The sequence below is a fragment of the Afipia dichlorophenoxyacetatis genome (assembly GCF_055386385.1).
In genome coordinates, this window is sequence record NZ_AP029250.1 from 3,144,157 (window position 1) to 3,160,014 (window position 15,858).

The window sequence follows — 15,858 nt, forward strand, 5'->3', positions numbered from 1 at the left end:
GCTTATTGCCGTGTGCGCTGCAAGATCGCCCGTACCCCGACCAAAGTTCGGGCAGCCCTGCGTTATCGTTTGGCCTTCGTTTATCGCCCTTTAAGCTTGGTCCTGTAGGCGATTCAGGCAGGTCTCCCGGCCAAGCACGCCGAGCACATCGAAAATGCCCGGAGAAGTGGTGCGACCCGTCAAAGCCACACGCAAAGGCTGGGCGATGGCGCCGAGTTTCAGGCCGTTTTGTTCCGCGAATTCGCGCATGGCGGCTTCAGTGGTCGTGGCATTCCATGGATCGACTTTTTCCAAGGCTTCGCGGAGCTTCACGATCAATTGACGCGTCTCAGTGGTTAGAACCGCGGCGGCCTTGGGCTCAAGCTGCAGCGGTCGATCGGCAAAGATAAAGTTCGCGCTGTCGATCAATTCCACCAGTGTCTTCGCGCGCTCCTTGAGGCCCGGCATGGCCTGCAGCAACTGGGCACGGGTCTGGTCGTTCAGCTTGGCCTGGATGGCCTCGCCGCCGGGGAGAAACTTCAGCACATCCTCAAAGCTCGCCACCAGCGCCTTGTCGTCGGCATGGCGGATGTAGTGGCCGTTCAGGTTCTCCAGTTTGGCAAAATCGAACCGCGCGGCGGAGCGCCCGATCGCGGGAAGGTCGAAGGCTTCGATCATTTCCTGCGTGGAGAAGATTTCCTGGTCGCCGTGGCTCCAGCCCAACCTGACGAGATAGTTGCGCAGTGCTTCCGGCAGGTAGCCCATCGCGCGGTAGGCATCGACGCCGAGGGCGCCGTGGCGCTTGGAGAGCTTCGATCCATCGGGACCATGGATCAGCGGAATGTGGGACATCGAAGGGACATCCCAGCCCATGGCATCGTAGATGTGCTTCTGGCGTGCGGCATTGATGAGGTGATCGTCACCGCGGATAACATGCGTGACGCCCATGTCATGGTCGTCGACCACAACGGCGAGCATGTAGGTCGGGGTTCCGTCGGAGCGCAGCAACACGAGGTCGTCGAAATTCTCGTTCTGCCAGACCACGCGTCCCTGCACCTGATCCTCAATCACGGTCTCGCCGCTCTGGGGAGCTTTGAGGCGGATCACCGGTTTGACGTCGGCGGGAGCCTCAGACGCAGCGCGGTCGCGCCAGCGGCCGTCGTAGCGCATCGGGCGGCCCTCGGCCTTGGCAGCAGCCCGCATCTCCTCGAGCTCCTGCTGGCTGGCATAGCAGTAATAGGCATTGCCTGCCGCGAGCAGCTGTTCGGCAACCTCGCGGTGCCGCGCGGCGCGCGCAAACTGATAGATCGTCTCGCCATCCCAATCGATGCCGAGCCATTTCAAACCGTCGAGAATGGCGCCGATGGCGGCCTCGGTCGAGCGCTCCCGGTCAGTGTCCTCGATCCGGAGCAGCATCTTGCCGCCACGGCCGCGCGAATAGAGCCAGTTGAACAAGGCTGTTCTGGCACCTCCGATATGCAGGAATCCGGTCGGAGAGGGCGCGAAGCGGGTGACGACGGGTTGGGTCATGGATTGGTCAATCGGCCTTTCAGGAGAGTTTTGCGGGCGTGTATCACAATGGCAGAAATCTGCCACGAGAATGGTGGCTTATACCGAAATCGCGCTGCCTACTTAAGCCATGACGAAGCCCGGAACCGTGGTCCGGCACTTGGCGCGGCACTCTAGATTTGGCACATAGACCCTCGTGTGTCCTTTCGAATCCGAAGGCCGCAGCATGGTGAGGCGCACTTCGGATTCAGGACATTCGCTTGAAAGGTAAACAATGACTGACGAATCGGTGCTGGACGAGGGCCGCGATTTCATCCGCGACATCGTCGCTGCGGATCTTGCTGCTGGAAAACATACCGGTGTGGTGACGCGGTTTCCGCCGGAGCCGAACGGCTATCTGCATCTCGGCCACGCCAAATCGATCTTCCTGAACTTCGGCCTCGCCCAAGAGTTCGGCGGACGCTGCCACCTGCGGTTCGACGACACCAATCCGGCCAAGGAAGAGCAGGAATATATCGACGCGATCGAACGCGATGTACGGTGGCTGGGCTTCGACTGGGGCAAGCACCTCTATTACGCATCCGACTATTTCGAGCAGCTCTACGCCTGGGCGCAGGATCTGATCCGCGCCGGCAAGGCCTATGTGGACGACCAGTCCCAGGCTGAAATCCGGCTGACCCGTGGCACGCTCACCGAGCCTGGCCAGAACGGCCCGTTCCGAGACCGCTCGGTCGATGAGAACCTCGATCTGTTCGCGCGGATGCGCGCCGGCGAGTTTCCGAACGGCACGCGCGTGCTGCGCGCCAAGATCGATATGACGTCGGGCAACATCAACATGCGCGACCCGGTGCTGTATCGCATCCTGCACGCGCATCATCCGCGCACCGGCCGTGCCTGGAATATCTATCCGAGCTACGATTTCGCCCACGGCCAGTCGGATGCCATCGAGAACATCACGCATTCGATCTGTACGCTGGAGTTTGCCGATCACCGACCGCTTTACGACTGGTTCCTGGATAACCTTCCGGTGCCGTCACATCCGCGCCAATACGAGTTCGCGCGCCTCAACGTCACTCATACCTTGCTGTCGAAGCGTGTGCTGACGCAGCTGGTGCGAGACGGTCATGTCTCCGGCTGGGATGATCCCCGCATGCCGACGCTGGCAGGTCTGCGCCGACGTGGCGTGCCGGCCGAAGCGCTCCGCGAATTCGTCAAACGCATCGGTGTGGCCAAGGCCAACAGCACCGTCGACATCGGCATGTTCGACTTTGCCATTCGCGAGACCCTTAACAAGACAGCGCAGCGCCGTATGGCCGTGCTGAAGCCGGTGAAGGTCGTGATCGAGAACTATCCTGAGGGGCAGTCGGAAGTGCTTGAGGCGATCAATCATCCCGACGATGCGTCGTTGGGTGTGCGCCAGATTCCGTTCGGTCGCGAGCTCTACATTGAGCAAGACGACTTCATGGAGAATCCGCCGAAGAAGTTCTTCCGCCTCTCGCCCGGCCGCGAAGTGCGGTTGCGTTACGCTTATTTCATCACCTGCAAAGAGGTGATCAAGGACGCGAGCGGCAATGTTGTCGAGCTGCGTTGTACGTATGATCCGGCAACCCGCGGCGGCAATGCACCTGACGGCCGCAAGGTGAAGGCAACGATCCACTGGGTCAGCGCAGCCGAGGCTATGCCCGCCGAAGTGCGACTCTATAACCTCCTGTTTTCGGCGCCGCAGCCGGATGCCTCGAACTTTGCCGAGCAGATCAATCCGGAGTCGCTGGAAGTGCTCACCGGATGCATGGTCGAACCGGCGCTTGCGGAGGGCAATGATCCCGCTCCAATGCAGTTCGAGCGGCAGGGCTATTTCTGTCGCGATCGCGACTCCACGCCGGGCAAGCTGGTGTTCAATCGCACGGTGGGCCTGCGCGACACCTGGGCCAAGGTCGCTTCGGAAGGTTAGCAGAGCCACGGCACTAACGGATTCCGCATCCGTTCACGGTTTCTGTCGCCCCATCCTCGGGTAGCATCCCCTGAGGAATGTGTGGGTAGGGTGGCGTGGCGTCCGGGTTGGATCAGAAGGATCGGCGCATGCAAGGCCGGGTCATCACCTGGCCTGCGCACAATCCGGCATTGCCCGGTGCGGCGCGTTCTTTTGGCATCGATCTCTGGACGAACATCGGATCGGTTCTGCGCACGTGGCTTGGTGCGGAGGCGGGGCCGGGGCGGCTGTTGCCGTGGGTGCCGGTCGCATTCGGTGCGGGCATCGCGGCCTACTTTGCCGCCGAGCGGGAGCCGGTCGCGTGGGTCACTGTTATCGTCGCCGTTGCGCTCTGTGTGAGTGCGTTTGTGGCGCGGAAGCATCGCGCCTTTCCAGTGGTCGTGCTGGTTGCAGCGGTTGCTACCGGCTTTGCCACAGCCACAGTGAGGACCGTGCGCGTCGCGCACACCGTCCTTGCGGCGCCTGCGTTCTCTGTCGCCATCAAGGGATTTGTCGAAACCCACGAGGAACGCGAGCGCACGGATCGTTTCATTCTGCGCGTGGAGGAGATGGACGCGGCGCGCAACCAGACCAAGCTCGAGCGTGTGCGGCTGTCGGTCAAGAAAGGCACCGCGCCCGCCGTCGGCAGCTTTGTCGAACTGAAGGCGCGATTGATGCCGCCCATGTCCCCGGCGCGGCCAGGTTCTTACGACTTTGGCCGCGACATCTATTTCCAGGGCATCGGCGCATCGGGCTTCGTCATGGGTGCGATCAAGACGGTGGAGCCGCCGCGCGCGGGCGGAATTTATCTCCGATACGTGACCGCGATGCAGGACATGCGCGATGCCATCGATAGCCGGATACGTACCGTCCTGAGCGGAGACGCGCGCGCCATCGCCACTGCACTTCTGACAGGGCGGCGTGATGCCATTTCCGGTCCTGTCAACGATGCGATGTTCATCTCCGGGCTGGGACATGTGTTGTCGATTTCCGGCTATCACATGGCGGTTGTGGCCGGCGTCGTGTTCTTCGCCGTGCGTGCGCTGCTCGCGCTGTTTCCATCGTTGACCGTCTCGTTTCCTATCAAGAAATGGTCTGCGGCCGCGGCGCTGATTGCCGCTGCATTCTATCTGCTCTTGTCGGGCGCTGAAGTTGCCACACAACGATCGTTCTTCATGACGGCGGTGGTACTGATCGCGATCATGGTCGATCGCCGAGCCGTGACGTTTCGGACGCTCGCTGTCGCCGCGATGATCGTGCTCATTGCGGCGCCCGAAGCCCTTGTTCATCCAAGCTTTCAAATGTCTTTCGCCGCGACCCTCGGTCTTGTCGCACTGGTGCAGATCGGCATGCCGAAGCTTTTCTCGGCGGCGGATAATTCACGCGTTGCACGTGCCGCGCTATGGGGTGGGCGCGAGGTGATGGTGCTGGCCTTGGCGTCGTTCATCGCCGGACTTGCGACGATGCCTTACGCGGCATTCCATTTTCACCGCATCACGCCCTATGGCGTGCTGGCAAATCTCGCAGCGATGCCCGTGGTGTCGGCATTGGTCATGCCTGCCGGATTGCTTGGCCTGATCGCCATGCCATTCGGGTTTGACGGCGTGTTCTGGCGGCTCATGGACTTTGGCATCGGCTGGATGATTACCGTGTCGCAGTGGGTGGCCGCACTTCCCGGTGCCATCGGCCGCATGGCGGCATTCGGGACCGGACCGTTGCTGGTCATGAGCGCCGGCATCATCATGATGGGATTGCTGCGGTCGCCCTTGCGCTGGGCTGGAGCAGCACTTGTGGTACTCGCGTCCGTCAGTGCTGTGATGGCGCCGCGGCCGGATATCCTTGTCTCGAACGATGGTCATACTGTCGGTGTTCGTGGCAAAGATGGACAGCTCCATCTCATGCAAACCCGCAAGGATGCCTTCCTCGTCCGCGAGTGGCTGACGGCGGATGCCGACGCGCGAACCGCAGGCGAGTCCTCGACCGCGGAGGGCGTGTCGTGCGACGAAGCCGGTTGCGTCGTTCAAACGGGTGAGGGTGCCTTTGTTGCTCTGACTAAGTCACCGGAGGCTTTCGCAGATGATTGTGCGCGGGCGGCCGTCATTGTGACCACGCGGCAGGCGCCGCAGGACTGCAAGGCGCTGGTGCTCGATCGGAACATTCTGCAACGGCAGGGACCGCTTGCGCTCCAAAGAACGCAAAACGGTTTCAGCATCACTGCTGCAAAACCGCGCGGCACAGATCGCCCGTGGTCGCCTGCGGTGCCAGAGGTTGAATCAGACACTCAAGCCCCTTCAAGGCCAACATCAGGACGGCCTACGTCTGTCGACGCCACTCCGGCCGAGAGTGATCTGCGGCCGGACGACTGACGCCATCCAGCTCAGTATTTCCGGTAAAGCCCGATCAGCTTGCCCTGGATGCGCACTCGGTTCGGCGGAAGGATGCGCACCTCGTAGGCCGCATTCGCTGGCTCCAGCGCGATCGACGCGCCACGGCGCCGGAACCGCTTGAGCGTGGCTTCTTCTTCATCGATCAGCGCCACGACGATGTCACCGGTATCCGCGCTTTCGTTGCGTTGGATGAGCACGGTGTCGCCGTCGAGAATGCCTGCTTCCACCATGGAGTCTCCGCGAACTTCCAGCGCATAGTGTTCGCCGGTGCCAAGCATGTCGGGCGGAACGCTGATGGTATGGCTGCGGGTCTGTAGCGCCTCAATGGGCGTACCTGCTGCGATACGGCCCATGACGGGCACAGCCACCGGAAAGTTCGTGTCGTCTTCGCCGCTCGATGGGGTGCTGGTGCGGACCTTGCCGAGGTTGCCCTCGATGACGCTGGGCGTGAAGCCGCGTCGTGCGCCGCCGCCGCCATTGGCGCCCAGTTCAGGAAGCTTGATGACTTCAATGGCGCGGGCGCGATTGGCGAGGCGCCGGATGAAGCCTCGCTCTTCCAGCGCCGTGATCAGGCGATGGATGCCCGACTTGGAACGCAGATCCAGCGCATCCTTCATTTCGTCGAAGGAGGGAGGAACCCCGGCCTCTTTCAGCCGCTCATTGATGAACCGCAAAAGCTCATACTGTTTGCGCGTCAGCATCTGAATGCTCCCCAAATATCCCGTGATCGGAGTGGCTCGTTGTTCTTCATTTCAAGCGAGTCACTCGAAACAAATCATGAACGAACACTATATGTTCCATATGTGTTCTGCAATCGTTAATTTTAGGTCAACGAAGTAAAGAACCCATCTTACAAGGGACATTGTGGAGGTGCTGAACCGCCTTTGGCGGCAGTGATGGGCAGAATCGCCCGCAGGACACCGGGAGATTCGCGGCCCGCCGGTTCACGCGTCTATACGCGAGTCGCTTACGCGGATGCTGAAGTATTCCTTGTTGTGCGGAACACGCGCCAAATGAAAAGGACAAGGAACTCCAGAACAACGAGAGCTGTCATCAATAGAAATGCCGAGGAGGCCGCAACATCGGAGCCTTGTCCTTGCAGGACGTAGCCCGCGATCAACAGCGGCCCGCTCCAGGCAAGGCTGCCGATCAGAATGGCGATGGTGAAGTGCGTGATCGCAAGATTGATCACGCCTGCTGGGATCGACAGATAGACACGTACCGCAGGAATGGTTTGCCCGACAACCGTGACCCAGAAGTGATTGCGGCGATAGGCGTCCGCCATACGCGGATAGAAATCAGGTTTCAAGAAAAGATAACGACCGAAGCGCGCGACGAAAGATTCGCTGCGCTTTGCTCCCAGGGCGAAGCCGAGGCCATACCAACACAGCGAGCCAATCGTCGAACCGATCGCGGCTGCGGCAACGGTCGTCGTCAAATCACCATGTCCCAGCGCGACCGCCATGCCGAGCAATACAAACACAAGATACGATGGGATGACCGGAAAGATCTTTTCCGCGATGGCTATTCCCACAATGCCGACAGGGCCGGCAGCGACCATAAACGATACGAATGCGTGAGGGTCCATCGTCATGAGCCCTGCGCCAATTTGGAAGGTTTGCGGCGGGTGATGCGATAGACCGAGGCGGGCGGAACGTTGAGAAACACGCGGCCCAAGCACGTTGCTTTGAGGCCAAGGCGATTGAGAAGCGGCTTGGGGATCGGGCACTGCATGCCATACGTGAATTGATAGTACGCACCGCCGGGCTTCAGATTACTGAAGGCACCGGTAAGAATGGCCATGACCTTCTTCGGAGACATGTTGAGAAGCGGCAGCCCGCTGACGACGGCGCCGAAGGTTTGATCTTTGAACAGATCGTGCGAGATGATCCACGAGGCATCCATCCAGAGCACGCGTGCTCGCGGAAAGCGCATTTGAAGCAGCCTCATGAAATCGGAGCCGTATTCGATCAGCGTCAGATCGGATTCTTCCACGCCACGTTCGAGCAGGGCGTCGGTGAAAATACCAGTCCCGGGACCAAGCTCGAGAACTGGTCCGGATGCAGCAGTAATTTCACTCGTGATGAGGTTTGCGAGATTGGGACCAGATGGAGCGATCGCTCCTACAGTCCGGGGATTCGAGGCCAGCGCGCGGAAGAAGAGAAGGACATCGCGTGTCGTCATGTCGGAGAATCATCCATCCAGTCAGAGCGAAATGCCGAGATCGGCATGGCGCAATGTGTGAGGGATGGACGTTGTGTGAACATTGCGACCCGCAGCGTGTCGCAAGATTTTCAATCGACGATGGCGAGCCGCAGTCGTGCGGACTCTACGCAACGTGTGGCGTCGACGGGAAGGTTATTCGCACACGCGCTCCACCTTCTGGACCATCGAGCATGGCAATCTGGCCGTCATGCAGCCGTACGATTTCCTGAACAAGATTGAGGCCAAGGCCTGCACCGCGATCGAAGCCATGCAGGCGATAGAATGGCTCGAAGATACGCTGCCGTTGCTTGAGCGGTACGCCAGGACCCTGATCGGTGACCGAGATTGTCGCGGGCTCATCAACGCGTACGGTGATGACGCCTTTGCGGCCACCATATTGGATTGCATTCTGGATCAGGTTGGTGAGCGCGCGCTCCAGCGATCCCTCGTCTCCGCGGATATCGGCACGTTCGGATTCGGCCTCGAATGACAACTCGTAACCTGCAGAGATGGCGAGAGGCGCGAGATCGCCGACGACCTTTCTGCCGAGCGATACGAGATCCACGTCGGTGAATTGATTGGTGAGTTGACCGATGCGCTGGAGATCGAGGAGTTGGTCCGCCAGAATCGAGAGGCGAGCCACATCCTCAAGCACACGAGCAACCTCAGGGCTGGGCGGCAGCGATTCCAGCCGGGTTTGCAGAATGGCGATGGGTGTTCGCAATTCGTGAGCGGCATCGACCAGAAATCTTTTGTGCCGCTGATAGCCTTCATCAAGACGGCGCAGGGCGTCGTTCATCGCGGAGACGAGAGGGACGATCTCGGTTGGCACATCCTGCAGCGGCAGTCGCGTGCCGCGCTTGTCGATATCGATCTTTGCAGCGTGGGCTGCTGCCTGACCCAATCCTTCAAGAGACTTGCGAACGACGATCGGCGTGGCCAGCAATGTGGCGAGCGCCATCATCAGTACGGCGGGCGCGACAACGCTGAGAAACAATGTCGATGTTGCAGCAGCGACGCGTCGCCACGATACGTTGCCGCCCGGTCCGGTCATGATTTGAATATCGCCGCTCGGTGCGCTGACCCATTTCACCCTTGCCGTGGGACGCGGCGCATCGCCGATGCTCCAGCCCAGCCGTGCCTGACCGACGCTATCGAGGGCGTCACCGATTTTGGCGAATGGCTCCGGTACTGAGCCTTGAGACACCGTATGGCCCAAGCGGTCTCTGACCACAAACCAGAGATCGGGCAATGTTGCGCGCTGCCGAACAAGGGCAGGCGTGTCCTGCACGCTAATCTGCCCGTCCGCGCTGCGATGGATGGCATTGCGAACAATCTCGATCGTGTCGTCATCAGGTTCGAGCGAAACCAGATAACCGCCGGCCCATAGTCCCCCGACAACGAGCAACACGATCGCCGTCAGCATGCCGGCCTGCAGCGCCACCAGCCGGCGGATCAGGTGCCATCGCAAGGAATGCGTGTTTGTCTGCGTCATGAGGAGCGCTTGAGCAAGTAACCGACACCGCGAATAGCGTGGATTTCAATGCCCGCATCAGCGTCCGACAATTTGCGCCGAAGCCGGGAGACGTGGGTGTCCAGCGCATTGGACTGAATTTCATCGTCGAAATTGTACACCGCGTCTTCGAGCGCAGATCTTGGAACCGTGCGTCCCATGCGACGTAGCAAGGTTTCCAGAACCAGAAGCTCGCGGCGGGGCAAGTCGAGCGCCTTGCCGTCAACGCTGGCCTCGCGGTTGCTCGCGTCGAAGGATAGCCGGCCAAGTGTCACCGTTTCCGACGGTAAGTCGGCAGGCCGCCGCAACACCGCGCGCAGTCGCGCCAGAAGTTCCTCGATGGCGAATGGCTTGCCGAGATAGTCATCGGCGCCGGTGTTCAGTCCGGTCACGCGGTCGGCGAGGTCGCCGCGTGCCGTCAACACGATGACCGGCGTGGTTGTGCCGCGTGCGCGCAGTTTGGGAATGAATGTCAGTCCATCGCCGTCGGGCAATTGCCTGTCGAGCAGGATCGCGCTGTAGGCGGCGGCGGCTACGGCTTCATCCGCATCCGCGAGGCACGACACATGGTCGACCAGGATGTCGTAGCCTTTGAGCGCGGTGGACAGCGCAGACGCCATCTCCGGTTCATCCTCCACAAGCAATACCCGCACCGTCCCAACCTCACAAATGGCTTGTCGTGGCTTTAAGCCCCCAACATTGCGCCAAAGTTGCGCCGCGTTGGAAGAGGATCAGCCGGGGAGCCTGAGAATGGTGCAGGGCGAGCCTTTGGCGGCCGCCGCGGCAAAGGGTGGCCTGATGATGAGTGCATTGGCCGACGACAGATTGGCGACCAGAGAGCTGTCCTGATGCCCGATGGCGACCGCGGTAGAGAGACCGGTGTTGTCGGTTGTGAGCCGGGCCCGAAGGTAGTCTTGCCGTTTGTCGTTCGCAGGCAGGTCGTGACCGAGCGTCGCCGTCTCGAAGTGGTGATCAACCGTCGTGCGGCCCGAGAGGGCGCGGATCAACGGCACCAGAAAAAGGTAGGCGCAGATATAAGATGAGACGGGATTGCCTGGCAGCCCCAACACCCGCATCGACCCGAGCCGGCCATGCATCATTGGCTTGCCTGGACGTAGTGCGATTTGCCAGAAGGCCATGTCAGTGCCTTCCGCATCGAGTGCGCGTTTGACGACGTCATGATCGCCGACGGACGCTCCGCCCGTGGTGATCAGAACATCGACGCCCAAATCCCGTGCACGTCTGATACCGGTTGTGGTCGACTCCAATGTGTCGTGGGCGATACCGAGATCAATCGCCTCGGCGCCTTCACTGCGAATGAGCGCACGCAACGCGAAGCCGTTCGAGTAGACGATCTGTCCCGGCGCAGGGACGGTGCCCGGCATCACCAGCTCGTCGCCGGTCGCGAGGATCGCGACTTTCGGGCGGCGCCGCACCGGAAGCTTCGGATGGTTCATACTGGCGGCCAGCGAAAGATCGCGATCCGTGAGCAGGGCACCGCCTTTCAGCAGCACGTCGCCTTCGCGAAAATCGATACCCGCTTTCCGGATGTTCTTTCCGGTGTCGATTGCCTCATTGATCGCGACGATGTCGCCATCACGCGTGGTATCTTCCTGGATCACCACGGCATCGGCGCCATAGGGAACGACACCGCCCGTGAAGATGCGGGCCGCTTCGCCGGTCGCAAGGCCCCCATTCAACGGCCGCCCGGCGGCGACTTCGCCAATGACTTTGAGGCGAGCGCCAAGTACAGCGTCCGCCGCACGGACGGCATAGCCATCCATGGCGGACATCGCGGCAGGCGGCTGTGTGCGCAGGGAAGGCACGTCGCGGGCGAGGGTGCGGTGATGGGCTTCTTCAAGCGGCACGAGTTCTTCTGGAAGTGCGTCGGCGCCCTTGAGAACGGCTGCATACGCATCCGCGACCGGCATCAGTGCCATTGTGTGATCCTTACGCTCCGGCTGATACGAATGTCAGAATCAGGACACTAGGTAGTGGCCGGACTTTCCACCCTTTTTCTCGACGAGGTGGATGCCTTCGATCCGCATCCCTCGTTCTACCGCTTTGACCATATCGTAGATCGTCAGGCATGTGACGGAAACGGCGGTCAGCGCTTCCATTTCCACGCCGGTCGGGCCTTTGACCTTCACGGTAGCGCGGACGCGACAGCCGGGCAGTTTGGCGTCAGGTTCGATCTCGACCACGACTTTGGACAACGCAAGCGGATGGCACAGCGGAATGAGCTCGGATGTGCGTTTTGCCGCCATGATCCCGGCGATGCGCGCAGTGCCGAGTACATCGCCCTTGGCCGCGTTGCCCTTGACAATAAGGTCAAGGGTTTTGCGGGTCATGATGACGCGGCCTTCGGCAACCGCGACGCGCTCGGTGTCCGGCTTGGCGGACACGTCAACCATACGTGCCTCGCCTTTGGCGTCGATGTGGGTGAGGCCAGAGCTTTTCTTCGAAGCGTTGTCTGACGTCTTTGCCACGTTTCAGCGTGTCCCGGTTGCGCGTTGAGCGGTGTCGCGCGCAAGCAAAGCCCGCGTTGCCGCAGTGACGTCATCCTGACGCATCAGGCTTTCACCGACAAGAAAGGTCGACATGCCGACCTTCGCGAGCCGCGACAGGTCTTCCGGCGTGAAGATTCCGCTTTCGCCGACCATGATCCGCTCTTGCGGGATCATCGGCGCCAGTTGTTCACTGGTCGCAAGTGTGGTCTCGAAGGTGCGAAGATTCCGGTTGTTGACGCCGAGCAGCGGTGAACGCAGCTTCAACGCACGGTCGAGCTCTTCCTTGTTGTGGACTTCGAGCAACACATCCAAGCCATAGGCGAATGCTGCATCCTCGATGTCCTTCGCAGCTGCATCGTCAAGGGCAGCCAGGATGATGAGAATGCAATCGGCGCCATGGGCGCGGGCCTCGGCCACCTGATAGGTGTCGTACATGAAGTCCTTGCGCAGCACGGGCAGCGACACGGCGGCACGCGCGGCCACCATGAAATCGAGATGCCCCTGAAACGAAGGCGTGTCGGTCAACACGGACAGACAAGCCGCACCGCCGGCTTCATACGCCTTTGCGAGCAGCGGAGGATCGAAGTCGGCACGGATCAGGCCCTTCGAGGGCGAGGCCTTCTTGATCTCCGCGATCAGCGCGTACTCGCCCTGCGCGTGCTTCTTGCGAATGGCGTTGACGAATCCGCGTGGCGGAGGCGCCGCCTTTGCGCGGGCTTCAACATCGGCGAGGGGATGCGCGCGTTTGGCGACGGCAATTTCCTCGCGCTTATAGGCTTCGATCTTTGTCAGGATGTCGGACAAGGGGAGTTGCTCCTCAAGCATTCGAGACAGCAATGAGGCGCTTCAGCTTGTCAGCTGCCGCGCCGCTGTCGAGAGACTTTGCACCAATTGCAACGCCTTCCTTGAGGTCTTTCGCCTTTCCGGCGACCACAAGGGCGGCGGCGGCGTTGATTAGAGCAACATTGCGGTATGCGCTGGGCTTGCCTTCGAGAACACCGAGAAGTGACTTCGCATTAGCATCCGCATCGCCCCCCTTCAGATCCGCACTGGTTGCGCGCGGTAAGCCTGCATCTTCCGGTGTGACTTCGAACGAGCGGATGGTGCCGTTCTCGAGCGCAGCCACGGAGGTGGGGCCGGTGAGGGTGATCTCATCGAGCCCGTCCGAACCATGAACAACCCAGACGGAGTCCGCACCGAGGTTCTTCAGCACCTGTGCGAGAGGTTGCACCCAGTGCTTTGAAAAGACGCCAACCATCTGGCGCTTCACGCCGGCTGGATTGGACAGCGGCCCCAGCAGATTGAAAATCGTACGGGTGGCCAACTCGACGCGCGTCGGGTTGACGTTTTTCATCGCAGGATGATGTGTCGGTGCGAACATGAAGCCGATGCCGGCTTCGTTGATGCAGCGGCCGACATCATCGGGTGTGATGTCGATCTTGATGCCAAGCGCTGCCAGCACGTCCGCGGCGCCGGATTTCGACGACAGAGCGCGATTGCCGTGCTTGGCGACAGGCACGCCGGTGCCCGCGAGAATGAATGAGGCACACGTCGAGACATTGACCGATCCGGAGCCATCGCCGCCGGTGCCGACGATGTCGACCGCGTCGGCAGGCGCCTTGACGGGCAGCATCTTGGCCCGCATGGCCGACACCGCGCCGGTGATTTCGTCGACCGTCTCGCCACGAACGCGCAACGCCATCAGGAGAGCGCCCATCTGAGAGGGCGTCGCCTCGCCGGACATCATGCAGTCAAAAGCGGTCGCGGCTTCATCTCGTGACAGGGCCGCGCCAGTGGCGACCTTTCCGATGATGGCTTTGAAGTCGTTCATGTGACTTTCACTTGAAGCTATTGCGCGGATGCTGCGCCGGTGGCCACGGCGAACGCGTTCTGGTTGATCGTCGTGCCAACCTCCGATTCAAGTTGGGTCACGAACTGCGAGATCTGTTCTTCGCTCAGACCGCTTTGAAGGGTGTCTTTAAGCTTCTTCACGTCGTCCGACGCCATGTCGACCGTCGGCGTGATCACGTCAGTGACCTTGAACACGATCCAATCGGTGCTGTTGGCACCTTCGGTCTGACCAACACCATCCTTCGGCGTGCGGAACGCTGCTGCGATCAGGCGTTCCGGTACGTCCTTGACCTGCGCATCACGCTTGAAGGCGGTCGCAGTTTCAACTTTGACGCCAAGTGCGGCAGCCTCGGCGTCAAATTTGGCGCCTTTCTCCAGCTTCTCGATCAGTTCGGCTGCCTTGGCTCGCAGACGCTTTGAAACCTCTTCCGCGCGCCAGCGTTTCTCGACCTGATCCTTGACCTCTTCGAGCGTGCGATCCCGCGACGGTGTGACGCCAAGCACGTCGAACCAAAGTTCGCCGCCATTGAATTGCACCGTATCGTTCTCAACGCCGACATTGCTCGCGAAGGCAGGGGAGATGACGTCGATGCCTTGCGGCAGACCTACGACGGGCTTGCCGTCCGGACCGCGGCCGGAGCGATCGACGGCCTCAATGGTGATGGCCTTCAGTCCCAGCTTTTGCGCAGCTTCGGCGATGTTGGCGCCGCCGCCACGCTCGTCTTCGATCTTGTTATGCAGATCCTGAAGCTGCGAACGTGCGCGCTCCGTCGCGACCTCGCGCTTGATGACGTCCGCGAGGCTTTCATAGCTCGGGTTCGCGCCGGGCTCGATCTTGGTGACCTTCACCAAGGCGGTCACGAGTGCGCCCTTCACGGGCTCGCTGACCGTATCGGGGGCGAGCGAAAAAGCGGCGTCGGCAATTGCAGGATCAATGGCGCCCTTGGTGACGACGCCGAGATCAATGTCTGACGGCGTCAGCTTGCGCTCTTTCGCGATGTCTTCGAAGGACGTGCCTGCCGCGATCTTCTCGCGGGCAGCCTTTGCCTCTTCCATGGTCGGAAACGCGATCTGATAGACTTGGCGGCGTTCCGGAGTGGTGTAGCGGTCGCGCTGCTGCTCGAAGATCTTCTTGGCGTCTTCGTCGGACACAGTGATCGATTTCGCAAGTTCGTCAGGGGTCAAAGTGAGCACCGCGAGCTTGCGATATTCCGGCGCACGGAACAGCGGCTTGCGGTCCTCGAAATAAGCAGCCAGCGCCTCAGGCGAGGGCGGGTCGATCGTTCCGGCCTGAGCCTCGGTCAGATTGACGAATTCAACCGAGCGCTGCTCGTTCTGGAAACGGATCAGGGCTTCGAGCTGGGTCTTGGAGGGCTCTGCTCCAGAGGCGACTGTGCCGGTGAGCTGACGGCGCAACGATACGCGCCGCTGCTCTGCAATATAGCGCTGTTCGTTGTAGCCGAACTGCCGGATCAATGCATTGAAGCGATCGGGGTCGAACTTGCCATTAAGGCCCTTGAAGTTCGGGTCTTCGGAAATCGCCCGGACGACATCTGCATCCGACTGTCCCAAGCCCATGCGGCGTGCGCCTTCATCGAGGGCGGCTTCAGCGATCACCTGCTGCAGCACCTGACGATCGAGACCGAATGCACGGGCCTGCTCCGAAGTGATCGGCCGGCCGAACTGGCGGCCGATCTGCTGCAGCTTGTCGGTGTAGAGATTACGGAATTGCTCCGTGGTGATTTCGGTGTTGCCGATCTTGGCAAGGCTCGATTGTCCGAATCCTTTGAAGATATCGGCGATACCCCAGATACCGAAACTAACGATCAGGATGCCGAACATGACAGACATGATCGTCTTGCCGAGCCAGTTCGATGAGGCTTTGCGCATTCCTCGGAGCATGGGGCCAACTTGCTTGATGTTTCAGGAGAGGAG

General features: G+C 60.9%; 13 protein-coding genes. 2 read left to right on the forward strand and 11 right to left on the reverse strand.

The window, feature by feature from the left end; all coding sequences use genetic code 11:
- Positions 1–90: 90 nt before the first annotated feature.
- Positions 91–1,509 carry a glutamate--tRNA ligase gene (gene gltX / locus ACZ5C3_RS14815; RefSeq protein WP_464030823.1) on the reverse strand — a complete coding sequence of 473 codons (1,419 nt, stop codon included), beginning with the start codon at positions 1,507–1,509 and terminating at the stop codon, positions 91–93.
- Between the two features lie 253 nt (positions 1,510–1,762).
- Between gltX and ACZ5C3_RS14820 the strand changes: the two genes are divergently transcribed.
- Both ACZ5C3_RS14820 and ACZ5C3_RS14825 read left to right on the forward strand, forming a co-directional pair.
- Complete coding sequence (locus ACZ5C3_RS14820) at positions 1,763–3,439, forward strand: glutamine--tRNA ligase/YqeY domain fusion protein (protein WP_464030824.1); 1,677 nt, start codon at positions 1,763–1,765, stop codon at positions 3,437–3,439.
- A gap of 128 nt (positions 3,440–3,567) precedes the next feature.
- A complete protein-coding gene (locus ACZ5C3_RS14825; RefSeq protein ID WP_464030826.1) occupies positions 3,568–5,823 on the forward strand; it encodes a ComEC/Rec2 family competence protein in 2,256 nt (751 codons plus the stop codon).
- Positions 5,824–5,834: 11 nt separating this feature from the next.
- On the opposite strand, the gene lexA is transcribed toward ACZ5C3_RS14825, so the two are convergent.
- The 10 genes from lexA to ACZ5C3_RS14875 form a co-directional block, all read right to left on the reverse strand.
- Positions 5,835–6,545, reverse strand: a complete 711-nt coding sequence (gene lexA / locus ACZ5C3_RS14830; RefSeq protein ID WP_464030828.1) for a transcriptional repressor LexA — start codon at positions 6,543–6,545, stop codon at positions 5,835–5,837.
- Positions 6,546–6,811: 266 nt separating this feature from the next.
- On the reverse strand, positions 6,812–7,438 hold the full coding sequence (locus ACZ5C3_RS14835; RefSeq protein WP_464030830.1) for a DedA family protein: 627 nt from the start codon (positions 7,436–7,438) through the stop codon (positions 6,812–6,814).
- Positions 7,435–8,028, reverse strand: coding sequence for a class I SAM-dependent methyltransferase (locus ACZ5C3_RS14840; RefSeq protein WP_464030831.1), 594 nt, complete (start codon positions 8,026–8,028; stop codon positions 7,435–7,437). The genes ACZ5C3_RS14835 and ACZ5C3_RS14840 overlap by 4 nt, the downstream gene beginning before the upstream one ends.
- 145 nt (positions 8,029–8,173) lie before the next feature.
- A complete protein-coding gene (locus ACZ5C3_RS14845) occupies positions 8,174–9,544 on the reverse strand; it encodes a sensor histidine kinase (RefSeq protein WP_464030833.1) in 1,371 nt (456 codons plus the stop codon).
- On the reverse strand, positions 9,541–10,215 hold the full coding sequence (locus ACZ5C3_RS14850; RefSeq protein ID WP_464030835.1) for a response regulator transcription factor: 675 nt from the start codon (positions 10,213–10,215) through the stop codon (positions 9,541–9,543). The genes ACZ5C3_RS14845 and ACZ5C3_RS14850 overlap by 4 nt, the downstream gene beginning before the upstream one ends.
- Before the next feature lie 78 nt (positions 10,216–10,293).
- A complete protein-coding gene (locus ACZ5C3_RS14855; protein WP_464030837.1) occupies positions 10,294–11,502 on the reverse strand; it encodes a molybdopterin molybdotransferase MoeA in 1,209 nt (402 codons plus the stop codon).
- Positions 11,503–11,541: 39 nt separating this feature from the next.
- A complete protein-coding gene (gene moaC / locus ACZ5C3_RS14860) occupies positions 11,542–12,051 on the reverse strand; it encodes a cyclic pyranopterin monophosphate synthase MoaC (RefSeq protein ID WP_464030839.1) in 510 nt (169 codons plus the stop codon).
- A 3-nt stretch (positions 12,052–12,054) separates the two neighbouring features.
- Positions 12,055–12,876 carry an indole-3-glycerol phosphate synthase TrpC gene (gene trpC, locus ACZ5C3_RS14865; protein WP_464030840.1) on the reverse strand — a complete coding sequence of 274 codons (822 nt, stop codon included), beginning with the start codon at positions 12,874–12,876 and terminating at the stop codon, positions 12,055–12,057.
- Between the two features lie 13 nt (positions 12,877–12,889).
- Complete coding sequence (gene trpD, locus ACZ5C3_RS14870) at positions 12,890–13,903, reverse strand: anthranilate phosphoribosyltransferase (protein WP_464030842.1); 1,014 nt, start codon at positions 13,901–13,903, stop codon at positions 12,890–12,892.
- 17 nt (positions 13,904–13,920) lie between these two features.
- Entirely contained in the window at positions 13,921–15,825 is a 1,905-nt protein-coding gene (locus tag ACZ5C3_RS14875; protein ID WP_464030843.1) for a peptidylprolyl isomerase, read from the reverse strand.
- Between the last annotated feature and the right edge of the window lie 33 nt (positions 15,826–15,858).